Origin of the sequence: Haloarcula sp. CGMCC 1.6347 (genome assembly GCF_037078395.1) — an archaeon.
Taxonomy (GTDB): Archaea; Halobacteriota; Halobacteria; order Halobacteriales; family Haloarculaceae; genus Haloarcula; species Haloarcula amylolytica.
Genome location: NZ_JAYMGX010000001.1, coordinates 657070 through 681030, shown reverse-complemented (window position 1 = coordinate 681030; position 23961 = coordinate 657070). Strand labels below are relative to the sequence as shown.

At 65.2% G+C, this 23961-nt stretch carries 24 protein-coding genes; 13 read left to right on the top strand and 11 right to left on the bottom strand.

Going from position 1 to position 23961, the window contains the following annotated elements:
- Positions 1–137: 137 nt before the first annotated feature.
- Positions 138–551 carry a CBS domain-containing protein gene (locus tag VI340_RS03665; RefSeq protein ID WP_049942937.1) on the bottom strand — a complete coding sequence of 138 codons (414 nt, stop codon included), beginning with the start codon at positions 549–551 and terminating at the stop codon, positions 138–140.
- A gap of 489 nt (positions 552–1040) precedes the next feature.
- On the opposite strand from VI340_RS03665, the gene VI340_RS03660 reads away from it, so the two are divergent.
- Positions 1041–2000, top strand: coding sequence for a patatin-like phospholipase family protein (locus VI340_RS03660; protein WP_049942938.1), 960 nt, complete (start codon positions 1041–1043; stop codon positions 1998–2000).
- 12 nt (positions 2001–2012) lie between these two features.
- Here VI340_RS03660 and proS read toward each other — a convergent pair whose 3' ends face one another.
- The 3 genes from proS to VI340_RS03645 all read right to left on the bottom strand — a co-directional run bounded on the left by proS (position 2013) and on the right by VI340_RS03645 (position 5192).
- A complete protein-coding gene (gene proS, locus VI340_RS03655; RefSeq protein ID WP_008310230.1) occupies positions 2013–3467 on the bottom strand; it encodes a proline--tRNA ligase in 1455 nt (484 codons plus the stop codon).
- Positions 3468–3596: 129 nt separating this feature from the next.
- Positions 3597–4376, bottom strand: a complete 780-nt coding sequence (locus VI340_RS03650; protein ID WP_336357804.1) for an SAM hydrolase/SAM-dependent halogenase family protein — start codon at positions 4374–4376, stop codon at positions 3597–3599.
- Positions 4377–4469: 93 nt separating this feature from the next.
- Positions 4470–5192 carry a hypothetical protein gene (locus tag VI340_RS03645; RefSeq protein ID WP_008310232.1) on the bottom strand — a complete coding sequence of 241 codons (723 nt, stop codon included), beginning with the start codon at positions 5190–5192 and terminating at the stop codon, positions 4470–4472.
- 81 nt (positions 5193–5273) lie between these two features.
- Here VI340_RS03645 and VI340_RS03640 point away from each other — a divergent pair, with 81 nt between their 5' ends.
- The 3 genes from VI340_RS03640 to VI340_RS03630 all read left to right on the top strand — a co-directional run bounded on the left by VI340_RS03640 (position 5274) and on the right by VI340_RS03630 (position 7453).
- On the top strand, positions 5274–5609 hold the full coding sequence (locus VI340_RS03640; protein WP_008310234.1) for a DUF7471 family protein: 336 nt from the start codon (positions 5274–5276) through the stop codon (positions 5607–5609).
- Entirely contained in the window at positions 5606–6109 is a 504-nt protein-coding gene (locus VI340_RS03635) for a winged helix-turn-helix transcriptional regulator (RefSeq protein ID WP_008310236.1), read from the top strand. The genes VI340_RS03640 and VI340_RS03635 overlap by 4 nt, the downstream gene beginning before the upstream one ends.
- Before the next feature lie 78 nt (positions 6110–6187).
- On the top strand, positions 6188–7453 hold the full coding sequence (locus VI340_RS03630) for a DUF7405 family protein (protein WP_336329758.1): 1266 nt from the start codon (positions 6188–6190) through the stop codon (positions 7451–7453).
- A gap of 14 nt (positions 7454–7467) precedes the next feature.
- On the opposite strand, the gene VI340_RS03625 is transcribed toward VI340_RS03630, so the two are convergent.
- Positions 7468–7950 (bottom strand): hypothetical protein, encoded by a 483-nt coding sequence (locus VI340_RS03625; RefSeq protein WP_336357803.1) that lies wholly within the window; start codon positions 7948–7950, stop codon positions 7468–7470.
- Between the two features lie 110 nt (positions 7951–8060).
- Here VI340_RS03625 and VI340_RS03620 point away from each other — a divergent pair, with 110 nt between their 5' ends.
- Complete coding sequence (locus tag VI340_RS03620) at positions 8061–9119, top strand: DUF7350 domain-containing protein (RefSeq protein ID WP_336329759.1); 1059 nt, start codon at positions 8061–8063, stop codon at positions 9117–9119.
- A gap of 41 nt (positions 9120–9160) precedes the next feature.
- Here VI340_RS03620 and VI340_RS03615 read toward each other — a convergent pair whose 3' ends face one another.
- Positions 9161–9643: a hypothetical protein gene (locus VI340_RS03615; protein ID WP_008310245.1), complete on the bottom strand. Its 483-nt coding sequence runs from the start codon at positions 9641–9643 to the stop codon at positions 9161–9163.
- A 268-nt stretch (positions 9644–9911) separates the two neighbouring features.
- Here VI340_RS03615 and VI340_RS03610 point away from each other — a divergent pair, with 268 nt between their 5' ends.
- From VI340_RS03610 to VI340_RS03600, 3 genes are all read left to right on the top strand, one after another.
- Complete coding sequence (locus VI340_RS03610) at positions 9912–11828, top strand: beta-CASP ribonuclease aCPSF1 (protein WP_336357802.1); 1917 nt, start codon at positions 9912–9914, stop codon at positions 11826–11828.
- 79 nt (positions 11829–11907) lie between these two features.
- Complete coding sequence (locus VI340_RS03605) at positions 11908–12063, top strand: hypothetical protein (protein ID WP_008310249.1); 156 nt, start codon at positions 11908–11910, stop codon at positions 12061–12063.
- Between the two features lie 19 nt (positions 12064–12082).
- Positions 12083–12331, top strand: a complete 249-nt coding sequence (locus VI340_RS03600; protein ID WP_008310253.1) for a DUF7861 family protein — start codon at positions 12083–12085, stop codon at positions 12329–12331.
- 62 nt (positions 12332–12393) lie between these two features.
- On the opposite strand, the gene VI340_RS03595 is transcribed toward VI340_RS03600, so the two are convergent.
- From VI340_RS03595 to VI340_RS03575, 5 genes are all read right to left on the bottom strand, one after another.
- Positions 12394–12948 (bottom strand): hypothetical protein, encoded by a 555-nt coding sequence (locus tag VI340_RS03595; RefSeq protein ID WP_336329760.1) that lies wholly within the window; start codon positions 12946–12948, stop codon positions 12394–12396.
- Complete coding sequence (locus tag VI340_RS03590; protein ID WP_336357801.1) at positions 12945–14270, bottom strand: divalent metal cation transporter; 1326 nt, start codon at positions 14268–14270, stop codon at positions 12945–12947. Before VI340_RS03590 ends, VI340_RS03595 begins: the two co-directional genes overlap by 4 nt.
- Before the next feature lie 174 nt (positions 14271–14444).
- Positions 14445–15149: a hypothetical protein gene (locus tag VI340_RS03585; protein WP_336329920.1), complete on the bottom strand. Its 705-nt coding sequence runs from the start codon at positions 15147–15149 to the stop codon at positions 14445–14447.
- Positions 15150–15209: 60 nt separating this feature from the next.
- Complete coding sequence (pdhA, locus tag VI340_RS03580) at positions 15210–16322, bottom strand: pyruvate dehydrogenase (acetyl-transferring) E1 component subunit alpha (RefSeq protein ID WP_336357800.1); 1113 nt, start codon at positions 16320–16322, stop codon at positions 15210–15212.
- A gap of 596 nt (positions 16323–16918) precedes the next feature.
- Positions 16919–17575: a sugar phosphate isomerase/epimerase family protein gene (locus VI340_RS03575; protein WP_336357799.1), complete on the bottom strand. Its 657-nt coding sequence runs from the start codon at positions 17573–17575 to the stop codon at positions 16919–16921.
- Positions 17576–17669: 94 nt separating this feature from the next.
- On the opposite strand from VI340_RS03575, the gene VI340_RS03570 reads away from it, so the two are divergent.
- The 5 genes from VI340_RS03570 (at position 17670) to arcD (ending at position 23951) form a co-directional block, all read left to right on the top strand.
- Positions 17670–18059, top strand: a complete 390-nt coding sequence (locus VI340_RS03570) for a DUF5658 family protein (RefSeq protein WP_085947227.1) — start codon at positions 17670–17672, stop codon at positions 18057–18059.
- A 64-nt stretch (positions 18060–18123) separates the two neighbouring features.
- Positions 18124–19248, top strand: coding sequence for a thiamine ABC transporter substrate-binding protein (locus VI340_RS03565; protein WP_336329765.1), 1125 nt, complete (start codon positions 18124–18126; stop codon positions 19246–19248).
- 12 nt (positions 19249–19260) lie between these two features.
- Positions 19261–21132: an ABC transporter permease gene (locus VI340_RS03560; RefSeq protein WP_336357798.1), complete on the top strand. Its 1872-nt coding sequence runs from the start codon at positions 19261–19263 to the stop codon at positions 21130–21132.
- Positions 21113–22270, top strand: coding sequence for an ABC transporter ATP-binding protein (locus tag VI340_RS03555; RefSeq protein ID WP_442905113.1), 1158 nt, complete (start codon positions 21113–21115; stop codon positions 22268–22270). Before VI340_RS03560 ends, VI340_RS03555 begins: the two co-directional genes overlap by 20 nt.
- A 205-nt stretch (positions 22271–22475) precedes the next feature.
- On the top strand, positions 22476–23951 hold the full coding sequence (gene arcD / locus VI340_RS03550) for an arginine/ornithine antiporter ArcD (RefSeq protein ID WP_336329768.1): 1476 nt from the start codon (positions 22476–22478) through the stop codon (positions 23949–23951).
- Positions 23952–23961: the final 10 nt, after the last annotated feature.

Here is a 23961-nt window from a genome sequence, read left to right as displayed (position 1 = left end):
ATGCCACTATAAGAGGGTAATCCTAATGGTATTAGTGTTGTTTAACCCCACATTAGGGAGTATATATTTATAACGATTGTTGGGGCTGTATCATGGTTTATAAACGGTCGTCCGCGGGCTGGCGGTTCACACGCTGTTCAGCCGAGCACAGGAGCGGATGACTGCTCGATACCCGAAACGTAGGCCGTCATGTCAGTCGTCGTCAACATTCCGACGACTCCTTCCGTCTCATCGACGACAGGAAGGTGGTGGACACTGTGGTCCAGCATCAGGCTTGCGGCCGCCTCGATGGGGTCGTTTGCCGTTACTGTAACCGGCTCCGTCGTCATGAAGTCAGACACGTCTAGCGCCGTCGTATCGCCACCTTCTGCGGCGATTTCGACGAAATCCGTGGAGGTGAGAATCCCCAACAACGCTCCGTCAGCGTCGACGACAACAACAGAGCTGATGTTCTCGTCGAGCATCCGCTTGGCGACCGCTTTCGCGTTCGCGTCAGCAGCAACAGTGGTGACAGGTGATGACATAATTCGTCCGACAAACACGTCGTCCATGACAACCGATAACATAGGGCGAGGTATAACCGTGTTGGTTCCGGAGATCTACCGATTGCAGCGATGCATAGAGATATATAAGGTCTTAATATTCTGCGCTCGCGACGACGAATGCACCACCCAATCAGTCGCCCACTGTCTCCCCGACGCCGCACCCCGACTGGTCGATCACGTCGGGGCTGTCGGCCCACCGCTGATGACCCAGAATGGGCGATACATCCACGGTTCCCACGACGGTATCTGTTCGCCGTTTGGCGTTTGTATGACTGTAGTCTGACGGCGATTTATATACATAGAGACAGCAGTGGTCATCGGGGGCACGGAGGAAAATGTCACACGCTCCCCGACCCCATCCTTCCTTCATACTGCCGGCTGTGTTAGTGAAGATGCCCGCTACCCAGAGGTGGCAAGACACTTCACCGGCTCACAGCCGGCAGTATCGGTGGGCCGGCAACTATCTATGCAAGCCCCTCGTATATGAATTAAACCATGTCTGGTCATGGACCCAGCGTCGCCATCGCCTGTCAGGGCGGCGGCAGCCACAGTGCGTTTACCGCCGGTGTGCTGCAACGACTCCTGCCAACTGTCGACGACGAGTACAATCTCGTGGGGTTGAGTGGTACTTCCGGTGGCGCGCTCTGTGCGGTCACGGCCTGGTACGGACTGCTCAGTGATGGCCCCGACGACGCCGAGAAACTGCTGGGAGACGTCTGGCGTGACGTCGCCGCCACGACACCGCCCTCAGTCCTGCTGAACGAGTCGCTCGTCTGGCGCAAGCGACTACAGAATCTCATGGTCCCTGCGGCCGACATCTCGCCCTACGCGACGCCAGGAGCAGTCGGCCACGACTGGTTCCTATCGCTGCTCGACCGCCACATCGAGTTCGACGAGTTCGACAGTCTCGCCGACGAGGCACCACCACATGTGACCGTCGGCACGGTCAACGTCAACAGCGGCGTGTTCGAGACGTTCACCGACGATGCCATCACAGCGAGGACGGTGCTGGCCTCGGCCGCGTTCCCACTGCTGTACAAAGCCGTCGAACTGAACGGCCACTGGCACTGGGACGGCCTGTTCTCACAGAACCCACCGATCCGGGAGTTCCTGACCAGCGACCGACCGAAACCGGACGAGATCTGGGTCATCCAGATCGAGCCACAGACCCGCGACGACCGCCCGACATCGCTTGCGGAGATCACCGACCGCCGGCAGGAACTATCGGGGAATCTCTCGCTGAATCAGGAGCTGTTCTTCGTCCGGAAGGTCAACGAATGGGTCGAAAAGGGGTATCTCCCGGACGATTTCAAACACATCGAGATACGGCGACTGGGACTCGATGAAAAGCTGACAGCAGCTTCGAAGCGCGACCGCGACCCTCGGTTCATCGAGGACCTCATGGAAACGGGCCGGGCCGAAGCCGGCGCGTTTCTGGACCGGATACCGGAGTAAGCACCCGCCTTCTCAGTAGCTCTTCGCGAAGTACGCCGTCTCCTCGGCGTCCTCACCGCAGATGGCGCAGTCGTCGTGGATCGGCTCCTCGTCGCGGTCGAGGGGAACCATCACGATTTCGGCCGCGATAGCGTCTTTGATCGGTTCCTCACAGTCCGCGTCGCCACACCAGCCACACTTCACGTAGCCGCCGTGCTGGCCGATAGTGCCCAGAATCTCCTCACGGGACTCAGCCTCGCGGATTTCGCCCTCCAGCGTCTCCTCGGCGTCGGCGTACAGCTTGGCGTGGACAGTGTCGAGGTGGTCGGTAACGGTGTCGGCGATGCCCTCGCGGTCGACGGTCGCGTTCTCACCGTCGGGCCGGTGGACCAGCGTGGCTTCCCCGTCCTCGACCTCGTGGGGACCGATTTCGATTCGGAGAGGAACGCCGTGTAGTTCGTGCTCGTTGTACTTGAAGCCGGGATTGCGGTGCTCGCGGTCGTCGAGTTCGACGCGGACGCCGGCCTCGTCCAGTTCGGCAGCGAGGTCGGCGGCGTAGTCGATGACTTCGTCCTTGTTGTCCTCCTGCCAGATGGGGACGACGACGACCTGATCGGGTGCGAGCGCGGGCGGGAGCACGAGCCCCTGGTCGTCGGAGTGGGTCATGATGAGCGCGCCCATTGCACGCCAGGACAGCCCCCAGGAGGTCGTGTGGGCCGTGTTTTCTTCCTCGTCGGCGTCGGCGTAGGTGATGTCGAACGCCTCGCCAAAGGAGGTCCCCAGGTAGTGGGAGGTGGCGGCCTGCACAGTCTTCCCGTCCGGCATTAGCGTCTCGATAGTCGTCGTGGTGTGTGCCCCGGGGAACTTGTCGTGCTCGGGCTTGCGGCCCTTCAGCGGCGGCATCGCCATGACCTCCTCGTAGAGGCGCGCGTACTGGTCCAGGCGGGTCATCGTCTCCTCCCACGCGCCGTCCTCGTCGGCGTGGGCGGTGTGGCCCTCCTGCCAGAGGAACTCCTTGGTTCGGAAGAACGGCTTCGTCTCGGTGGCCTCCCACCGGACGACGGAACACCACTGATTCAGCCGCATCGGGAGGTCCCGATGCGAGCGGGTCCACTGGGCCATAAACGGCGCGATGATGGACTCACTGGTGGGCCGAACGGCGAGGCGCTCTTCGAGTTCCTCGTGGCCGCCGTGGGTCACCCACGCGACCTCGGGGTCGAACCCCTCGACGACGTCTTTCTCCTTCTCCAGATAGCTCTCGGGAATAAACAGCGGGAAGTAGGCGTTCTGAACGCCGGTGTCCTTGAACCAGCCGTCGAGGTTGTTCTGGATACGCTCCCAGATGGCGTAGCCGCGTGGGCGCGTGACGATGAACCCGCCCATGGGGGCGTAGTCCGCGAGGCCGGCCTTCTGGACGACCTCGGCGTACCACTCGCCGGGTGAATGCTCCTTGCTCTCGGTTATGCCGAGTTCCTGCTCGCCACTCATTAGGTGTGTCGTGGCCCACGGCGCTAATAAACTCCCCGAAGGGTGGTGAGCCGCTGGCACGCCGACCGGACCAGTTCTATGCCCCGCTTCGCGCCGCGAGGACCGTCGTAGCGGAGGTCGATCTCAGCTCTATTCCGCCCGTATAGAGAGACTATCTCCGGGCTCCGGGGTACCGAAGGCCGATGCCGCGGACCCGCCGCGCAAGAACAGCTCCTGATACGGGTCGCCACCTCCAGCCGACCCCGGGACGATAGCGAGGGACCCCTCCGGAACGTCCGATACAGCGTCCCTGACGACGACCTCTCGGGATGCGCCGTTAAGTTCGACAGCGACTGTGTCACTACCGGGTTCGAACTCCGAGGTTCGAATCGAGGTCTTGAGGTTCCCGTAGCCGTCGACGTGACAGACCACGGACTCGGGCGGGGCCGGGACGTCGTCGAGTGAGCGCTCCGCCCCGAGCGAAGAGCGATTGCCGCTTGCGATTTCGGCAACGCGGCGCGGGAACACGTCCCGCGACCGGAACTGGCCGGTGTCGGCCGGGAGCTCGATTTCGCGGAACGTCGTCGCGCAGTCGGCGATAAACGAGAGGTTGTAGCCGGCGTCGACGGCGACGACGGGGACGCCGTTGTCCAGTTCGAGATAGCACAGGGGCCCGCCGGTGTCGGCCCGCTCCGGCGTCGATTCCGTGGTTCGTGGCGCGGTGTTCGAGTAAATCAGCAGGTCGTCGAACGCGGGGTTGTGGACGCCGAGCTGTGCGATCCAGAATCCCGTTGCGACGGTGGAGAACGGCTGGATTTCGGTCGACTGGACGGAGATGGTCGGGTCTGCGGCGGTGAGGCGGTGGACGACCTCCGAAAAGGCCGGGTCTGACGGGCCGTAGTCCGCGATGAGATGGACGAACGTGCTCATGAAAGGCTCCGGTCGCTACCACGTCGGTGAACCTGTATAATCTTGTGCCTCAGTAACAGAGCCAGCGCTGTCAAACGCACCCCGCGCCGACACTCAGGCACCGATTGTCGTCAGCGAGGCGATAGAGTCAGCGACACGGCGTTCCATTCCCGTCCCGGTGAATCCCGGCGCGGGGTCGACAGCCTGCGCGTAGAACCCCTCCTCGCCCGCGACGAACTCGACGCAGAGTGCCCGCGCGCCGAAACGGTCCAGCAACTCCCGGACGCGGGCCGCGAGCGTCACCTCGACGGTTTCCTCGCTGATGACGTGGTCCAGCCCGGTGACTTCCGACCGGACCTGAATCGCCCGGAGATGGGTTTCGCGGCCGTCGTTGACGGCGAAGTACTTGTACTCGACCGGCTCCGCCCGGACCCGAGCCTGGTAGAAATCGCCCTCGTCACTGTTCGCCGGCATCCCGTCCCAGGCGTAGCGAGTCCGGGCGACGTAGTCTCGATCCGGCTTTTCGAACCAGACGGTCGGGACCTGACAGCCGACCTGCTCCAGTCCGTGGAGGGCGACGAGTCGGCAGGCCAGCGCCGTCGTCGGCAGGAACCCGTTCCACGTCTCGACGCCGACCCTGTCGGCGTAGCGAAGGGCGCTGAACGACTCGGGCCGGAGCGTCGTGTTGACGAGTGCGGCCAGGTCGTCGATATCGGCTCTGGCCACCGGGTTTCCGGGGCGGAGAAACTGGACGTCGAACCCCCGGGCGGAGAGCCGCTCTGCGACGGCACCGAACACCGGGTGTTCAGGCTCGCAGATGAAGCCGATGCAGTCCATACCGCCACGTCTCAGCGGTCCGATAAAAAAGTCGCGCAAAACCGAACGACTGAGGCACCGTGGTTCCGAAGTAAACGCCTGATGAAACCGCTCAGTATTGGGGGCCATCTCGGTGCCGGGAGCTGGGACATCGCCGCCGTCGTCGTCCTCTCCGCTGTGGCCGGGGCAGTCCTGTGTGGGCTCGCCTTGGTTGCGTACCGCCAGCGCAGGACGCGTCCGTATCTGTTGATTGCGCTGGCACTCACCGCGCTGTTTGCCCGCCCGCTCATCGCGCTGCTGTCGGGGTTCTCACTGGTCTCAGGACCGACCCACCATTTCCTCGAACACGCGCTCGATACCCTCTTTGTCGTCCTCGTCCTCGGCGCAGTGTACTACGCCCGGACCGTCGAGAAACGACTCGACGAGGAGGGACTATGAGCGACACCAGAGCCCGCATCTACCGACACATCGAGTCCCATCCCGGAGTCCACTTCCGGGAGCTAACGCGGGCACTGGATCTCGCAACGGGACAAGTGCAGTACCATCTGGGCCGACTCGACGGCGTTCACAGCGAGTCGGTCAACGGGCGCACACACTACTACACGGCGTCGTTCGACCCCTGGGAGCGCCACGCCATCGCCTTCCTCCGTCGCGAGACGGCGAGAGACGTTCTCGTCACGCTCATAGAGCGCGAAGCCGCTCACCCCGGCGAAGTGGCCGACCACCTCGACATCGCTCGGAGCACGCTCGAACACCACCTCAGCGGCCTGGTCGAACACGACATCGTCGAAAAGCGTCGGGACGGGGGACGGGTGACGCTGGCGCTCTGTCGGCGTGACCAGACGGTCGAACTGCTCGCGACGGTCGACCCCACGGCCCCCGACCGCCTGTCTGACCGCTTCACCCGGTTACTCGACCGCCTCTTCGAGAGCGGCTAGTTCGACTACCCGCGGACAGTGGCCGATTTCGAGTCCCGTACCACAACCCAATTGCACGGGCAGTCCATAGGGTGGGTGATGACTGAACGCGGAATTTCCCGACGCGAGTTCGCCAAGAGCGCCGTCGCCATCGGCGGCACCGCGGCGCTGGCCGCCTGTCTCGACCGCGGGTCGGGAACGGTGCCCGAGGGTACCGACGACCCCTCGTCGCTCCCGGAGCGCCAGCACGCCTGGGACGCGTCGCTGGCGACCGACGACGCGGGGAACCACCGACTGTCGCGCCACCACGTCCTTCTACTACTGGATTACACCGGCGACGGAACGCCGACAGATGCCGACCGCGATCAGGTCGAGACGGCGCTCCGAGACCTCGAACAGGCCTACGAGTGGAGCAACGAGGGGCTGCTGTTCACCCTCGGGTACAGCCCGACCTACTTCGACCGCTTCGAGGCCGACGTAGCCGGCGTCGACCTGCCAGAGCCGATGGCGCTTGCCCCCTTCGAAGACCCCGAACTCGACACGCCGGACGCGCTCCTGCACCTCGCCAGTGACGACGAGCGGGCCGTCATCGAGGCCGAAGAAGCGCTGAAGGGCAATCGGGACGCTGCGAACGACCACGAAATGAGCGCGACCTTCCAAGGCGTCCTGCACGAGGCAGAGCGACGGACGGGTTTCGTCGGAGCCGGCCTCCCCGCCGAGAATCAGGATGTCGACGGGGTTCCGGACTCCGACCCGGTCCCCGAAGAGGCCCCGCTGTTCATGGGGTTCAAGTCCGGATTCAAGGAAAATCAGGCCTCCGAGGACCGCGTAACGGTCGATTCGGGACCGTTCGCCGGCGGCGCGACCCAGCACCTATCGAAGATCCGGCTGCAGCTCCAGCAGTGGTACGAACAGGACTCCCGGGACCAGCGCGTCTCGAAGATGTTCTGTCCGGCCCACGCCGACGAGGACAGGGTCGAAGGCGTCGGCGAGAACCTCGGCACTGACAACGGTGCCGGCGAGTGCCCCGAAGACGTGGTCGACAGCGGTCGACGGGAGGGTGTCGTCGGCCACGCACAGAAGATGTCCCGCGTCAGGGACGACGGAACACCGACCCTTCTCCGCCGGGACTTCAGTTCGACCGACGGCGGCGAAGCGGGGCTGCACTTCCTCTCGCTGCAGCGCTCTATCGCCGACTTCGTCGCGACGAAACAGGCGATGAACGGAACGGACGTCGCTAACGACTCGGCTGTCGGCCAGCGGGTGAACAACGGTATTCTCCAGTACATGACAGTCACCCGACGCGGGAACTACCTGCTCCCGCCGCGTGCCCTGCGGGCGCTCCCACCGGCCGACCCGGCTTGACTGGCCCGGTGCCGTCAGGATACCGGGTCGCGGTTCTCGACTGATTCACGGGATAGGCTGTCGGCGCTGACGCTGTAGCGATACGACTGGGTGAAGTAGTCGGATATCGGGCCGTCCGTCGCTGTCGAGTCGGCCGGCGGGTCGGTCGTCGACGATCCTGTACAAGTGATGACGACGTCGTACCCCCACGACCGTTCGGTGACGTTGTCGACGCGGCAATCGAGGCTCATCTCGGTGTGTTCGCCCTGCCACAGACCGTTGTAGACGCTCCGATACTGGTACTCGTAGACGAACTCACGGGCGGAGAACTCGTTCAGTGTCGTGGGTCGGGCGGGCGGGTCCTTCGGACCGTCATGGAACTCGACGGTCCCTGTCGGGGATGCACCGGTTGTCGCTGTTTCTGACGAGGCCGGTGACTCCGGTGACGGCGCGCCGAAACATCCCGCGGTCAGGACGACGAAGCCGAGGACCGCAGTGCGGGCGATTTTGGAGGACACGGCCGGGATTGCACCGACCGATGGAAAGTATCTTGTGCCGTCTAGGTCCCGCCACGGCATTCGGCTATCGTACCAGAACGGTCTTTCAGACGAGGACCCAAAGGCGGTGCATGAATCGCCGACAGTTCCTCGCCAGTGCCGGCCTCGCCGGCACGACGGTCCTGGCGGGGTGTGGTTCGCTGAGTTCCCAGTCGACACGCGCTCCCCCGCTGGTCGAGAACCGCCCCGACGCCACGTACCGCCCCACCCACGCTGAGGGCATGGGGATGGCGGGGATGGCACAGGCAGGCGAGTACATGGTCGGGCTGAGCTACTCCTTTCCCCACCGCTTCTGGACGGTAACCGGGACGACAGCCGAAAAGGTCGACATCCGGAGCGAGGACAGCGTCCACCTGATGGCGACCGTCTGGGACCCCGAGACCGAGATGGTACTCCCGGTGTCTGCCGGCCTCTCGATCACCATCGAACGCGACGGCGAGACGGTCGCCGACAAGTCCCCGTGGCCGATGATCTCCCAGAACATGGGCTTTCACTACGGCGACAACTACGCGCTCGACGGCGACGGCGTCTACCAGCTTTCCGTCCGCGTCAACGGGATGGGGGAACGCCGACTGGGGGCCTTCGACGGTCGGTTCGGCGAGGCCGGCGAGGCAACGGTCGAGTTCGACTTCGCACAGAGCACCCGCGACCAACTCTCCTTCGAGGAGTTCCCGGACTCACAGGGCGAGCGCGGGGCGGTCGACCTGATGAACATGGACATGGTACCGACATCGCGGGTCCCAGAAGTGTCGGCCCTGCCCGGAACGGTCCTCGGGACGGACAAAGGGAGCGACGGCGTGTACGCCGTTACGTGGGTACAGGACGCCGCGTTCCTCTCCGATGGCGAGTCGTATCTCGCCGTCTCGGCTCGGACGCCGTACAACCGCGTTCCCCTCCCGATGATGTCCCTCGACGGGAGTGTTGAGGCCGACGGCGAAACGGTGTTCGACGACGCGCTGACCGCTGGGGTCCACCCCGAACTCGGGTATCATTACGGCGCAGTCGTCGAGACGGCGACCCAGGAGCCGTCTGTCGGTGTCGATGTCGTCGCCCCGCCACAGGTGTCCCGCCACGAGGGGTACGAGACGGCGTTCCTGACGACGCCCTCGTTCTCGTTTTCGGGTAGCTGACCGCCTCGACCAGTCGTTTGGTTGCGAGAGCGGACCACGGCTCACTCCACGGCGAACGGACTCTCTGTCTGTTGCCACGGCCAGCCCGGGACCCGCGTCTGGACCCCGGCCGCGAGTGCGGCGTCGAGGTCATCAGCGCCCGCCGCCTCCCCGTCGTTTCCGTGCGTCCGAACATCTGCGACGTGGAAGGTCGCCTCCGCAAGCAACCGGAGCGGTTGCTCGCCGGCAATCATCGCTGCCAGCTCACGGCCCAGCAGTTCGTCGACGACGAAGCCCGGGTAATCGCTCTCGACGTCCAGTTCTCGAAGCAGACGAACCAGCGCGGCGACGTTGACCGCACGGTCGCCGTCGGCGAACACCTCGTCGATGGCGGCCGTGTAGGCGTCGTCTGTGAGCGGGTCGACGTCGACGTCGAACTGGGACCCGAGATGGGCTCGCGTTTCGTTCACCAGCGGGACGACGTCGCTACGACGGTCCTGTACCCATTCGTACTCGTCGCGGACTGTGTCCGGTGTCAGTCGCATGGCGGCGTCTCACACGGTGTGCGTTTACTCCTTTGGGCAACAGCGCGTCGACCGCGGTCCGGCCCCCTACCCTCCGTATTGCGAAGGCTTTTATAACACGAGGGGAATACTGAGAAATAGAGGTCGGTTTTCCGGACATCTCTCCACGTCCGGAGGCAACTCACCGATAACTGATGACTTTATTAGAGAGCGTACATCCCGCGGCTCCAGGTCGGCCCGCACCAGCCGTGGACGGCCCCGCTACCGGGATGATACCCCGTTTTGAGCTATGAGCACTGTAGACAAGCAACTCGAAGACGTGAAGGCAACGATTGACGAGGAAGTCCCGCGCCGTATCTCCGTCTCGGATGTCACGTACGAGGGACCGGAACTCGTCATATACACGCGGGACCCGAAGGAGTTCGCCGCGAACAGCGACCTCGTTCGCCGGCTCGCATCGAAACTCCGCAAGCGAATTACGGTCCGCCCGGATCCTGACGTACTGGCTCCGCCAGCAGAGGCCGAGGCGGCGATTCGGGAACTCATCCCCGAGGAGGCCGGCGTCATGGACCTGAATTTCCACACCGACACCGGCGAAGTCGTCGTCCAGGCACAGAAGCCCGGCGTCGTCATTGGCCGGCGCGGCTCGACCCTGCGTGACATCACGCAAGAGGTCGGCTGGACGCCCGAAGTCGTTCGAACGCCCCCCATCGAGTCCTCGACAGTCGAGAACGTCCGGAACTTCCTCAAACAGGAGCGCGAGGACCGCCGGGACATCCTCGAACGCGTCGGCCGGCAGATCCACCGCGAGCCGATGTCCGACGACGAGTACGTCCGCATCACGACACTGGGCTGCTGCCGAGAGGTCGGCCGCGCCGCGTTCATCCTCTCGACGCCGGACACGCGCATCCTCATCGACTGTGGCAACAAGCCCGGGGCCAACGGCGAAAAGCCGTATCTGGACATCCCGGAGGCGTTCGGGGCCGGGACCAACGGCATCGACGCCGTCGTCCTGACCCACGCGCATCTGGACCACTCCGCGCTGGTCCCGTTGTTGTTCGAGTACGGCTACGACGGTCCCATCTACTGCACCGAGCCGACGCGGGACCTGATGGGCCTGCTGACGCTCGATTACCTCGATACCGCCGCGGACGACGGCCGGACCCCGCCGTACGACTCCGAGATGGTCCGCGAAGCGATCAAACACACCATCCCGCTGGAGTACGGCGACGTGACCGACATCGCGCCCGACATCAAACTGACGCTGCACAACGCCGGCCACATCCTCGGCTCGTCGGTGTGTCACTTCCACGTCGGCGACGGCCTGTACAACGTCGCCTTCTCCGGCGACATCCACTACGATGACACGCGCCTGTTCGACGGCGCAGTCAACGACTTCCCGCGGGTGGAGACGCTCGTGCTGGAGTCGACCTACGGCGGCCGCAACGACTACCAGACCGACCAGGAAGACTCGGAGCGAAAGCTCAAACAGATCGTCCAGAACGCCGCCGACCGCGACGGCAAGGTCCTCATTCCGACCTTCGCCGTCGGGCGGTCACAGGAACTCATGCTCGTCCTCGAAGAGGCGATGCGGAACGGCGACATCCCCGAGATGCCGGTCCACCTCGACGGGATGATCTGGGAGGCGACGGCCGTTCACACGACCTATCCCGAGTATCTCCGCGACGGTCTGCAGGACCGTCTCTTCGACGAAGACGAGAACCCGTTCCTGGCTGACCAGTTCAACCCCATCGACGGCGGCGACGAGGAACGACAGGAGATCGCCGATGGCGATTCCGCTATCATCCTCTCTACTTCGGGGATGCTCACCGGCGGGCCGGTCATGTCCTGGCTCGAACAGCTCGGTCCCGACCCGGATTCGACGCTTACCTTCGTCGACTATCAGGCGCAGGGAACGCTCGGCAACCGAATCCAGCGCGGCATCGACGAGGTATCCGTCGGCGGCAGCGGGCGCAGCGAGAAAGTCCCACTGGAGATGACCGTCGAGACAGTCGACGGTTTCTCCGGCCACGCCGACCGACAGGGGCTGGAAAACTTCGTGAAGACGATGAACCCCCGACCCGAGAAAATCCTCTGCGTGCACGGCGACGAATCCGCGACACAGGACCTCTCCTCGTCGCTGTACCACGACCAGAACATCCGGACCTTCGCGCCGGAGAACCTCGAAACGTTCCGCTTCCGCTAATCCAGTCACCGTTGCGGTTCGTTCTCACTCCCCGATAGCCGGACGAACCTCTATACGGCAGGCGGGTGAACTACCGCGTATGGACATCATCCAGTATCTCGACGAACTCGAACCGGTCGGAATGGTGCTCATCGGACTCGTGCTGTTCATCATCCCGGAGCCGGCCACCTCCACGCTGGGTATCGGCCTGATGGTGCTCGGCGGCGCGTGGTGGTTCTACGAGTGGAACCGGTAAGATAACCCACAGCAGTTCTATGGATCACGACCGCATTCACGCACAGGAACCGTCACACCACCGCGACCGATGGACCGTCGGCACAATCACGGAGATAGCGGAGCGAGACGGTCACTGTGTCGTCACCGTCGAAAACGAGTCCGGTGCGCCGACTGAACTCGTCGTCACCATGGCCATTCGCGACCTGTTCGTCAGTCGGCTGGACATCGGCGACGACGAGAGTCCGGTCGGCGAGCGCGTCTGGTTCCGGAAACGCGGCGGGTCGTAGCCCGCCGCTGACGCGTCCGGTCAGCGTTCGACGCCCCGGACTTCTTCTGCTGGCGCGGGACGCTACGACAGGTCGACGGTCCGGTCGGCCCAGCGCCGGAGCCTATCGAGCGCGTCCCGCTCGGCCCGTGACACCGGGTCATCGACGCCCAGTTCGTCGCTATCGAAAGCGTTCAGCACGGCCACGTCCGCCTCGTCACAGTAGTCGGTGAGCCGGCTGACCGCAGCGGAGTCGTGCTGAAACGGAATCGTCGCGTCGTTGACGAACACCGCACGGGGATTCCCCGGGAGCGTGTCCATCTGGTGCTCGGCACGGCGGGCGTTTTCCCGGGCGAGGGCGACCGCTTGGTCGTTCGTCTCGCTCTCGGCGCGGGGCGCACTGGCATCGGTTCGGCCTATCCAGACCGACTCTGGGACGGTGATGAATCGGTCAAGACGGCCGCCCAGCACGGTTCCGTCCCGTTCGAGTTCGGGCGCGAAATCGAGGACGACAACGCCCTCGGGTCCTTCGCTGTCGAGCCAGGCATCTATGGCGGCAGCGGTCGTCCGCGTCTTGCCGGCGTTCGAGGGACCGGTGACGAGCGTCGACCCCGAGAGCGGGAACCCGACGCCGGTCACGCGAGGAGTTCCTCCCGCAGGAACTTCCCGCCGAGCCCGGCCATGGCGATGCCGAGCGCGACAGCGAACGCCAGCACGAACCCGGAGAGCGGGCCGACGCCGCCGCCGAGCTGTTCGACGACGAAGTTGGCGGCGAGCCCGCCCGAGACAGCGATGAGCGCCAGCCCACCGACGTTCGCTACCAGCGAGTTCGACTCCGGAACCGCGTCGGAGTTCAGGAGGTAGAGGACGAGGGCGATGACGAACGGGGTGCCGACGGTGCCGAGCGCGAGCACGAGGACGAGTTGGCCGAGCACGTTCCCGCCGATGAACGCACCGGGCGCTGACAGCAGCGCGACGGCGACGAGTAGCCCGCGGTAGCGGCTGTCCTCGATAGTGGTGCCCCAGCCGAGCTTGTCGGCGAGCAGGAACGGCGGGACGATGGTGTTGCCCCCAAGCGTCGACACGGCAGCGCCCCAGAGGCCCAGCAGGAACAGCCAGCGGGCGCTGTCGCCGACCAGCGGGCCGAGAGCCTCCGCAGCGCCGACCGTCGTCAGGTCGCCGGAAGTGAGCACGCTCGCCGTCACCAGGAAGATGGCGAGGCTGTAGATGCCGAAAGCCACCAGCATGGACGCCCCGACGTCGACCGTCGCGAGGTCGTAGTCATCGCGGGTCCAGCCCCGCGCTCGCATCGTGTAGGAGTGCATCGTGATGAGCGTGATGTGGACCGCGCCGCCGAGGATGCCCGCCGCGACCAGCGCGCTCCCGGACGGGACGGACGGGATCAGCCCGGTCGCCGCCGCGCCGGCGTCGATGGGGACGACGAACAGACTGGCGACGAACGCGACGACGACCAGCAGAACGAGGACTTTCGCGGCCAGTTCGAGGAATCGATAGCCGCCGCCCGCCAATCCCGCCGCGAGGATGAGCGCCCAGGCGACGCCCCAGACGCGCGCGTCGATACCGGTCACCGTCGCCGAGACCGTGGCGACGGTCTTCATGATGACGAGCTGTGCGACGCCGGCCGCAAGCACCGCGTCGCCGACCAGCAGCCATGCCCACGTTTCGCCAAGGTGGTCCTCGACGACGGCGACGATGCCCCGCTCGGTCAACAGTCCCAGCCGCATCGCGAGGTACTGGGCCAGCGCCCCCGCCCCCGCGGAGAGGACGACGACCCATAGGAGGCTGTAGCCGAACGCACCGCCAGCGGTGACGAGGCTGGCAATCGTCGCCGGGCCGGCGGCGATTGCACCTGCGATCCAGGACGGCCCCATCGCTTCGGCGTATTCACCGAGCGTTCCCTTGCTAACAGCCGAACTGTCGACGGTTTCGGTCGAACTCATACCTCCGGCTTGGGTGAGGCCCCCTGAAAACCCTGCCGACATATTGTTCGGTGGTATTCTTCGGTAATTCAGCTGCTGTACAGCGGTTGTGCGAAAATGACAGCACTTACCGAATTGGCACACTATCCGCTCACCGGGTGAAACAGTGCCGCAGCCGACAGTGGCTGAGCCGACTCAGAGCTCGACGGTTCCGAGGTCCGATTCCAGTTCGTCGACGTGGTCGTTGTACGCGTCGACGAAGTCCGCGAACTGTGGGGCGTACTCGCGGATGTCGGCGGCCGAGGGCGGTTCGTACTGCGAGAGGAGATAGAGGCCGTTGCTCCCGCCGACCCGGAGATACGACGCACCGTCGGTGTCCCACTTCAGCTCCCAGCGGGTGCCGCCGATTCGGTCGGTGAAGGTCCCGTAGTCCCCGCCCTCGTAGCGCTGGAGTTCCCGAGCGATCTGGTCGCAGATCTCGCGGATGCGACCGAGGACGCGGTCGCGTTCAGCCACGACACCGTCGGTCGTCGCGATGTCCGGAAACTCCGTCGACACGTCGTCGAGAACGCCGTCGAGGGACGCGACGTAGTCGTTGAACCCCTCGACGAAGGCGTCGTAGTCGGCGAGTGCGGCAGCCAGCGGCTCCGGCTCCGGCGGCTGTTTGGTCGAGATGACGTACGTGTCGGAGCCACGCGACGGCGAGAACCGGAGGTACTCCAGGTCGCCGCCCTCGTACTTGACGGTCCACTCGCCGCGGTCGGTCTCGATGTCCGCCTGCCCGTAGTCGCCGCCCTCCAGCCTGGCGAGCTGGTAGGCGACCTGTCCGGCGTGGTCCCGGACCGCCGCGACCAGTTCGTCACGCTGCTGTGCAACGGCCGTTGCGTCGGCGGGGTCCACCGGTGGCCACTCTGTCACAGTAGACGGAAGCGACGGGACAGCAATAACAGGCTCGGTCGGCTACTCGGACTCGAGCAAGGCGTCGTCGCCGTGGCGCTCGCGGAGGCCCTCGAAGTACTCGCGCTGTTCATCGATGTTCTGCGTGGATTCGGCGTAAACGTCGGCAAAGAGGTCCGTCGGGTCCGCGGCATGTGCTTCGGCGTTGTCGATAATCTCGCCGAGTCGCTCGCCGATGGTGTCGTCCATCACGTCGATCTTCTCGTCGTCCAGCAGATTGCAGTTCCGCAGAAACGCCTCCATGCGGTCCAGCGGGTCGCGTTCGCGCCACTGCTCGACCTCCGCGTCGTCCCGGTACACGTCCGGGTCGTCGGCGGTCGTGTGCGCGCCGAAGCGGTACTGGACGGCCTCGATAAAGATGGGTTCCTGCTCCTCTCCGTCGGCACCCACCGCTCGCTCCCGGGCGGCCTCGGTGACGGTGTAGGTCGCCAGCGGGTCCATGCCGTCGACCTGTACGCCGTCGAAGCCGTACGCGTCGGCTTTCTGTGCCAGCGTCTGGCTGGCGGTCTGGCGCTCCCGCGGGACGGAGATGGCCCACTGGTTGTTGTTGCAGAAGAACACCGTCGGCGTCTCGAACACGCCGGCGAAGTTCATCGCCTCGTGGAAGTCCCCCTCGCTGGTGGCCCCGTCGCCGAAGTGGACGACGCCGGCGTTCTCGTCGCCCTTTTTCTTTGCCGCCCACGACCACCCGACGGCGTGGGGCAGGTGCGCGCCGATGGAGATGTTCAGCGGGAACACGTTCACGTCACCGATAGCGGCGTTGCCCGCTTCGTGGCCCATCCAGTAGAGGACGTACTCCCAGGGGAGCCCGCGGGCGACGAGCGCGCCGTGCTCCCGGTACTGGTAGAAAATAGTGTCCTCGTCGGCCAGCGCATACGTCGACCCGACCTGAGACCCTTCCTGACCCGCCAGCGAGGAGTACGTGCCGAGCCGGCCCTGCCGCTGGAGGCTTATCATCCGCTCGTCGAACTGCCGCGCAAAGCGCATATCGCGGTACATCGACACCAGTTCCTCGTCAGAGAGGTCCGGGATGAGGTCTGGGTCGACGATTTCACCGTCTGAATCGAGCGCCTGTACCCGGTCGTCGGGTGCCCGACTGAGAACGTCATGTGACATGTCGTACCACCACACTCGAAGCGGACGAGCAAAAAGCTGTGTCAGTTTCGGTCGGTGGTGTTTAGTTTAGCAGTGACGACTGCAGAGAGCCAGAAAGCCCTCGCGTTCTCAGCTTTGGCTCGCGGCTCCGCCGCTCGCCGAGACGAGGGACCGCCGGTCCCTCGCGACCCGCGGCTCGTTGCGCTCCAGTGGGTGCTTACTTCGCCGGGGTTCGCTGAGAACGCGACCCCTTTCAGTCCCACCCAGCATCGCTTTCCCAACCGGCTCGGGTGGGATTGAAAGGGGCGGCTGGCTGAACGACGTTCGCAAGAGCGAAGCTCTTGCGCAGCCCATCAGAAATCTTTGATTTCTGAGGACGGCGGACGACGCAAGCACTGCAACGAACGTAGTGAGTGAAGCGCGCAGCGAGGTCGTTCGAGAGAGCTTTGCTCTCTCGTGATGACGAAAGACGCGACGCGTCTTTCGAACCACCCCCGAGTTCAGCCAGGACGAGAGCTTCGCTCTCGCGGGCAATCGGACGCTGCGCGTCCGATGACAGCCGGGGCTTTCTGGCTGTTCGTAACTTCTATTCACTCACTAAACACTGCCTTTTGATCTCAGTCGAGCCACTCCAGCACACGCCGACGGGCGTCGGCCTGGTCGTCGGGCATGACCTCAAGCACGACGTCGCCGTCGAACTCCGAAGCCAAAATTTCGGCCGTTCGTTCGAGGGGTATCTCCCCGTTGCCGAAGGGGAGGCCGTCGTTCAAGAGCGTTCCGTCGGTGAAGTGAACGACCTGAATCTGGTCGCCGTAGCTTTTCAGGAGGTCCGAGAGTGACTCCAGATACGCTGGCTCGGACATGAACAGGTGGGCCGTATCGAGCACCAGGTCGTGGCCGCGGTCGAGCAGGAGGTTGGCGAGCGAGAACTGGCTCGCGCCGGGGTTGTTCTCGTAGCCGCAGGGGGCGGCGAAGTCGTAGCTGTCCAGCAGGGTGGTGTGCGTGTGCTGGGCGTACTGGCTGTGGACCACCAGATAAGCGTCGAGTCGCTCGGCCAGCGCGTCGCTCCGGCGGAACGGTTCCGGATCGTCCGGGCGAGCGTGAAGCGTGTGGACCGACGCCGCCGAGACGGGTGACTGTTTGACCATCGCCGCTGTAGCCCCGACATCGTCGAGGTCCGACGGCCGGAGGTGGAGTTCCACGCTGTCGAAGCCCCGGTCGGCCGCGGCGTCGAGCTTGGCTGTGGTCGGCGGGCACTTGCCGACGAGATTCATTGGAGGGAGATTCCACGACGGCAAAAATAAAACAGTCCCTTCGTCGACACGGCTGGCCCGAGTATTCATGCTGTTTCCGTCCAATATGTCGGTGATGCCCGGCAAAGAGAGCGCAGAGACAGACGAGAGTGGGGTGACGCTCTGGTGGGAACACCACCTGTCGCACACACATGCAGTACTCTGGACCGTCATCCTCGTCGCAACAGTCGGGGACATCCTCCTGACGATGACCGGGCTCACGGTCGGACTGCAGGAGGGGAACGTCGTCGTCCGCAGGATGCTCGCGGAGTTCGGACTGGCGGGCTTCTGGCTGGTGAAGTTCGGGGCGATGCTGTGGCTGGTCGCGGGGTGGCGACTGCTCTCCGAGCGCAACGCGACGGTGTTTCTCGCCCTGTTCGCCGTGGTGACGCTCGCGGTCGTCGCCTACAACTCAGTCACCATCCTGCAGTACCGTGGGGTAATAACGACTGCTGCGGTGCTTTGAGACGCTGAGACGTTAGGATTCTGGAACACCGGGGTTAAGTACCACTGGGTGTGACCACGGAGTAATGGATAGACGGTCTTTCCTGACAGCGGCCGGCGCGACGGTGTCCGTCTCGTTTGCCGGCTGTGCCGGGCTGGGCGGTAGCGACGAGTCGAGCACCGAGGCGTCGAGTACGGACGAGTCAACCGCGACCGGGACGAGTACCGGCGACGCCGGCGATGTAGAGGAAACGCTCGTCGTCGGGACCTACAGCGCCTTCGTCGACTCGCCGTCGACGAGTCCGGGCGCGTGGGTGAAACAGCGCTTCGAGGAGGAGTTCGACGCCCGCCTGATCTGGCAGACGCCGAGCAACGAGGTCAACCACTACATCGAGCGCCGGAACGCCGGCGTCGACATCGAGGCCGACATGTACCTCGGGCTGAACACGGATCACCTCGTCCGGATCGACGAGAACCTCGACGACGGGCTGTTCGCCGACGTCGGCGACGTGGCCGGGCAGGACGACATCAAGCCGGGCCTGCAGTTCGACCCCGACGGCCGGGCAATCCCCTACGACACCGGCTACATCAGCCTGGTGTTCGACGGCACGGAGACCACCGCGCCGGAGACTTTCGACGGCCTGCTGGCCGAGGAACACGCCGGCGACCTCATCACGCAGAACCCAGCCAGTTCGGCCACCGGACGGGCGTTCCTGCTGCACACGGTCAAGGAGTTCGGCCCCGACAGCTATCTGGACTACTGGAGCGACCTGCAGGACAACGACGTTCGGGTGCTTGGCTCCTGGAGCGACGCCTACAGCGCGTGGTCGGGCGGCGAAGCGCCGATGGTCGTCTCCTACTCCACCGACCAGGTGTTCGCCGACCAGAACGACGCCGACCTCGAGGAACACCAGATCCGCTTCCTGAACGACCAGGGCTACGCCAACCCGGAGGGGATGGCGGTGTTCGACGGGGCCGACACCCCCGACCTCGCCCGGGAGTTCATGGGCTTCCTGCTGCGCCCGGAGATCCAGGGCGAGATCGCCGTCCGAAACGTCCAGTTCCCGGCGACCGAGTCCGCCGATCTCCCCGAGGACTACGCCGAGCTGGCACAGGAGCCCCCGGAGCCGGTCACCTTCGGCTACGACGAGCTCAAGGGCTCCGTCTCGGGCTGGATCTCAGACTGGGAACGGCAGTTCGCCTCGAACTGACGACGACGGACTGTGGCCCGAGATTTCAGCGACGGTGCAGATGGTGTCGACAGTGGTAGTGGCGACAGTGAGGAGTCAACGGAGACAGCGAGCAGTCCGTCCCGGGAGCGAGGCCGGACCGTCCGCAACACTGTCGAGCGTCGGGCAATCGTCGGGTTCGCGGTCGCAACTATCGCCCTCTTGCTCGGCATCTTCTACTACCCGGTGGCGACAGTCTTTATCGACAGTGTCCTCGTCGACGGCCGCTGGACGGGCCGGGTGTTCGCCTCGATACTTCGGGACCCGTTCTACCTCGGTGAGCCGGCGCGGTTGCTCGTCGGCGAACCAGTGGGAGCCGTCATCGAAAGCATCCGCACACCGGACCGGCGGCTGGGCGTCATCGGCTTCACGGCGTACCAGGCGGCGCTGTCGACGGTAGCCAGCGTCGCCCTCGGCCTGCCGGCGGCGTATCTGCTGGCCCGCTACGAGTTCCCGGGCCGGCGGACGCTCCGATCGCTGACGATTCTCCCCTTCGTCCTCCCGTCGATAATGGTCGGGGTCGGCTTCGTCGCCACGTTCGGCCGGAACGGGACGCTAAACGCCGTGCTCGGCGCGCTCGGTCTGGGACAGGTGAACCTCCTGTTCACGCTGGAGGCCGTCGTCATCGCTCACGCGTTCTACAACGCCCCGCTCGTCGCCCGAGTGACCACCGCCGCCTGGGAGTCCGTCGACGCCAGCGCGGTCGAGACGGCGCGGAGCCTCGGCGCGAGTCCCTTCCGGGCGTTCCGTGACGTGGTCGCTCCGCAACTGTACCCGTCGGTGCTGATGGGCGCGGCGCTGACCTTCGTGTTCACCTTCAGCACGTTCCCCATCGTCCTCGCGCTGGGCGGGTTCCAGTTGGCGACCGTCGAGGTGTTCGTCTACCGGCTCATCCGAGACCTGGAGTACGCCGAGGCGGCCGCCCTCGCGCTGATTGAACTCGGCATCTCGCTTGGGCTGCTGTACGCGTATCTCCGGTACGAGGCCAAGCACACCGTCCGGTCGCGGGGGATTCGCCCGCTCCCGCGCCGACCCCTGACGCCCCCGTCGTTCTCGGTCCGTGAACTGCTCCCTCGGCTGGGGCTCACCGTCTACGCCGTCGTCGCGCTGGCGGTGTTCGTCGCGCCGATAGCGAGCATGATCCTCGCCAGCCTCAGCGGTCCAGAGGGGCTGACGCTGGCGAACTACCAGTTCCTCGTCGACCGCCAGACGACCGGCGCGTCGTTCCAGGTCCAGCCGTGGGACGCCGTCCGGAACTCGCTGCTGTTCGGCGTCGCCTCGCTCGCCGTCGCGCTACCGATGGGCGTCGTCGTGGCCGTCCTCACGACGCGGGACTACCGCGGCCGGAAGCTCATCGACGCCGTCGCGATGGCCCCACTCGCCGTGTCGGGTATCGTTGTCGGCCTCGGCCTGCTCCGGGGCCTCGTTTTCGGTGTCGAGGTCGGCGGCTCGCGAATCGCCGTCGGCGGCGGCCTCGCCATCATCGCCGCCCACGCCGTCGCCGGCTACCCGTTCGTCGTCCGGACGGTCGCGCCCGGCCTCGAAGGTATCGACCACACGCTGGTCGAGTCCGCCCGCGCACTCGGCGCGCCGCGAGCCAGAGCGCTCGTGGACATCGAACTGCCGCTGGTGTGGCCGGCCGTCATCGCCGGGGCCGCCTTCGCCTTCGCTATCTCTATCGGGGAGTTCTCGGCGACGATTGTACTCGCCTCCGGAACGAACCAGTTCACGATGCCCATCGCCATCGAGCGGTTCATCGGCCGCCGGCTCGGCCCCGCGACGGCGATGGGCGTCGTCCTGCTCGTGGTCACCAGCGCGAGCTTCCTGCTCATCGACCGACTGGGGGGTGACGACGTTGGGTTCTAAGGAGCCGCCCCCGGACGGAGCTGACTCGGACCACGCCGCCCCGACGGCCGTCGAACTCGACGGCGTCACCAGACGCTACGGCGAGACGACTGCCGTCGATGACCTTTCGCTCTCCGTTCGGGAGGGCGAGTTCTTCACGCTGGTCGGCCCCTCCGGCTGCGGGAAGACGACGACACTCCGGCTCATCGCCGGCTTCGAGGAGCCGACGCAGGGCGAAGTCCGGTTCAACGGTGAATCCGTCACCGGCGTCCCGCCGGAGGACCGCGACGTGGGCGTCGTCTTCCAGAACTACGCGCTGTTTCCGCACATGACCGTCGGGGAGAACGTCGCCTACGGGCTCTCGTTCACCGACCCGCCCGGCGGCGGCAGCGACGAGGAGCGGGTGCGAGAACTGCTGGAACTGGTCGACCTCGGTGATATGATGGACAGAGACCCCGACACGCTCTCTGGCGGCCAGCAGCAGCGGGTGGCGATGGCCCGCGCACTGGCCCCTGGCCCCGACGTACTCCTGCTCGACGAGCCGATGAGCGCCCTCGATGCGAAGCTCCGGGAACGCCTCCGGGTGCAGGTCCGCGAGATTCAGCAGGAACTGGGCATTACGACGATTTACGTCACCCACGACCAGGAGGAGGCGCTGGCGGTGTCCGACCGCGTGGCGGTCATGCGCGACGGGACGCCGGAACAGGTCGCACCGCCGCGGACCATCTACCGTGAGCCGGCGACAGAGTTCGTCGCCACCTTCGTCGGCGACAACAACGTTCTCAGCGGTGAGGTGACGGCAGTTCGGTCGACCGACAGGGTTGACGATTCCAGCGACGAGAGTGGACGATCCATCGCGGACGTGACGGTCGACAGTACGACGCTCTCAGTGGCCCTGGATGGTGACAGCGGCCCGGAGGCCGCTGTCTCGGCCGGGGACCGGCTCACGTTCTGTGTGCGACCGGAGCGGCTTACCCTCGGTGCCGACCGGAACGCGCTGACGGCGACCGTCACGAGCGCGGAGTTCCTCGGGGAGACGACGCGCGTTCACCTCGACTGGGAGGGCCGAGAACTCCTGTTACGAGCCGAAGACCCGCCGACGGGCACGGTGACAGTCGGCTTCGACCCGGCGGACGCACACACTGTCGACAGACAGTAGTAAGCTACCAATCCCCACGCCCACGCCGGAATGGAGCCTGTTTTAACCCACCTGTGGTTATCGCCGATATAAATATGACACGCGGGGCCGTCGCAGGTGGTCGGCAGAGGCGTATCGGAGCGTGTCGACAGGGCTTGCGGAAATCACCGGCTTCAAACCAGCGCCACGTCGGAACCCGGCAGAATAGACGCGACGGGGTGCAGTGATGGTCGAGTTCGAACCCCGGCTGTTCGACGATATCGACCCGGCTGAGCGGCCGTCGCTGGGTGCCGCTCTCGTGCCGATTGCGGGGATGATCGTGTTCCTCAGTGTGGGCCTCATTGCCTTCGACTTGGACCCACAGTTCCCGCTGTTCTGGGGGATCGCCTTCACCGGCCTGTTCGCACGGTATCACCTCGGGCTGACGTGGGAAGACCTGTACGACGGGATCGCCAGCAGCCTGCTCATGGGCATGCGGGTAATTCTCATCATGTTCACCGTCTACGCGCTCATCGCGTCGTGGATCCAGGCGGGCACGATTCCCAGCCTGATGTATTTCGGTCTGGAGCTGTTCACGCCGACGGTGTTTCTCCCTGTAGCGGCTATTCTCTCTGCCATAATCTCCTTCGCCGTCGGCTCGTCTTGGACGACGGCCGGGACGCTCGGGGTGGCGCTCATCGGTATCGGTTCGGGACTGGGTATTTCCGAGCCGATGACCGCCGGCGCTATCCTCAGCGGGGCCTACACGGGGGACAAGCAGTCCCCGCTCTCGGATACGACGAATCTGGCCGCCGCAGTGACAGATACCGACCTGTACGAGCACATCAACGCGATGCGGGCCGGCACGCTCGTGGCGTTCACCATTGCCGTCCTCCTGTACGCCGGCCTCGGACTGCGGGCCGCTGGGGCCATTCCTGTGGACCGCGTTGCGTCTATCCAGGCGGCAATCGAGAGCACGTACGTCGTCTCGCCGCTCGTATTTTTGCCAATCGTTGTGACTTTCGGGCTTGCGCTGCGTGGCATCCCCGCACTGCCGACGCTCGGAACGGGCGTGTTCGCTGGCGTCGCGACCTCGATGCTCGTGCAGGGAACCGGATTCGGTGCCGCCTGGTCGGCGGCACAGTCCGGGACAGCCCCGGAGACGGGCATGGAGCTCGTGAACGGACTCTTAGAGAGCGGGGGGCTGACCGGCGGGGCCTGGATCGTGACGATTGCGATCGCCGCGCTCGCGCTGGGCGGCCTGCTCGAACGTGCTGGCGTGCTCGCGGTCCTCTCTCACCATCTCGGGCGACTCTGTCACAACGTCGCGAGCCTCACAGGCGTGACCGCTGTTTCCGCTGTTTCGATGAATATTCTCGCAGCAGAGCAGTACGTGAGTATCGTAGTCCCGGGGATGACGCTCGGCAATCTGTACAACGAACAGGGGCTTGAGAGTCAGAACCTCTCCCGGGCCATCGAAGCGTCCGGAACGACGACAAGTGCGCTCATCCCGTGGAGTAGCGGCGGGCTGTTCATGGCCGGGACACTCGGCGTCCCGACGCTGGAATACGCGCCGTACTACTTCTTCGGCTTTCTCTCGCCGCTCGTGCTCCTGTTCATGGGGGTCACTGGCTGGCAGATCGTCTATGCGGATCGAACCGACAGCGAAGACACGGGCGTGCAGTCCAGTGGTGCCGGGTCGGTGACAGCAGGCGAGGACTGATTCGCCTGAC

Bases quoted from the DNA above. Each gene is read 5' to 3' on its own strand.
- VI340_RS03630 (WP_336329758.1), top strand. From the start codon at position 6,188: ATGACTGAACGCGGAATTTCCCGACGCGAGTTCGCCAAGAGCGCCGTC.
- VI340_RS03575 (WP_336357799.1), bottom strand. From the start codon at position 17,575: ATGAATCTCGTCGGCAAGTGCCCGCCGACCACAGCCAAGCTCGACGCC.
- VI340_RS03565 (WP_336329765.1), top strand. From the start codon at position 18,124: ATGGATAGACGGTCTTTCCTGACAGCGGCCGGCGCGACGGTGTCCGTC.
- VI340_RS03615 (WP_008310245.1), bottom strand. From the start codon at position 9,643: ATGCGACTGACACCGGACACAGTCCGCGACGAGTACGAATGGGTACAG.
- pdhA (WP_336357800.1), bottom strand. From the start codon at position 16,322: ATGTCACATGACGTTCTCAGTCGGGCACCCGACGACCGGGTACAGGCG.
- VI340_RS03605 (WP_008310249.1), top strand. From the start codon at position 11,908: ATGGACATCATCCAGTATCTCGACGAACTCGAACCGGTCGGAATGGTG.
- VI340_RS03590 (WP_336357801.1), bottom strand. From the start codon at position 14,270: ATGAGTTCGACCGAAACCGTCGACAGTTCGGCTGTTAGCAAGGGAACG.
- VI340_RS03660 (WP_049942938.1), top strand. From the start codon at position 1,041: ATGTCTGGTCATGGACCCAGCGTCGCCATCGCCTGTCAGGGCGGCGGC.
- VI340_RS03640 (WP_008310234.1), top strand. From the start codon at position 5,274: ATGAAACCGCTCAGTATTGGGGGCCATCTCGGTGCCGGGAGCTGGGAC.
- VI340_RS03650 (WP_336357804.1), bottom strand. From the start codon at position 4,376: ATGAGCACGTTCGTCCATCTCATCGCGGACTACGGCCCGTCAGACCCG.
- arcD (WP_336329768.1), top strand. From the start codon at position 22,476: ATGGTCGAGTTCGAACCCCGGCTGTTCGACGATATCGACCCGGCTGAG.
- proS (WP_008310230.1), bottom strand. From the start codon at position 3,467: ATGAGTGGCGAGCAGGAACTCGGCATAACCGAGAGCAAGGAGCATTCA.
- VI340_RS03570 (WP_085947227.1), top strand. From the start codon at position 17,670: ATGCCCGGCAAAGAGAGCGCAGAGACAGACGAGAGTGGGGTGACGCTC.
- VI340_RS03635 (WP_008310236.1), top strand. From the start codon at position 5,606: ATGAGCGACACCAGAGCCCGCATCTACCGACACATCGAGTCCCATCCC.
- VI340_RS03600 (WP_008310253.1), top strand. From the start codon at position 12,083: ATGGATCACGACCGCATTCACGCACAGGAACCGTCACACCACCGCGAC.
- VI340_RS03645 (WP_008310232.1), bottom strand. From the start codon at position 5,192: ATGGACTGCATCGGCTTCATCTGCGAGCCTGAACACCCGGTGTTCGGT.
- VI340_RS03610 (WP_336357802.1), top strand. From the start codon at position 9,912: ATGAGCACTGTAGACAAGCAACTCGAAGACGTGAAGGCAACGATTGAC.
- VI340_RS03665 (WP_049942937.1), bottom strand. From the start codon at position 551: ATGGACGACGTGTTTGTCGGACGAATTATGTCATCACCTGTCACCACT.
- VI340_RS03620 (WP_336329759.1), top strand. From the start codon at position 8,061: ATGAATCGCCGACAGTTCCTCGCCAGTGCCGGCCTCGCCGGCACGACG.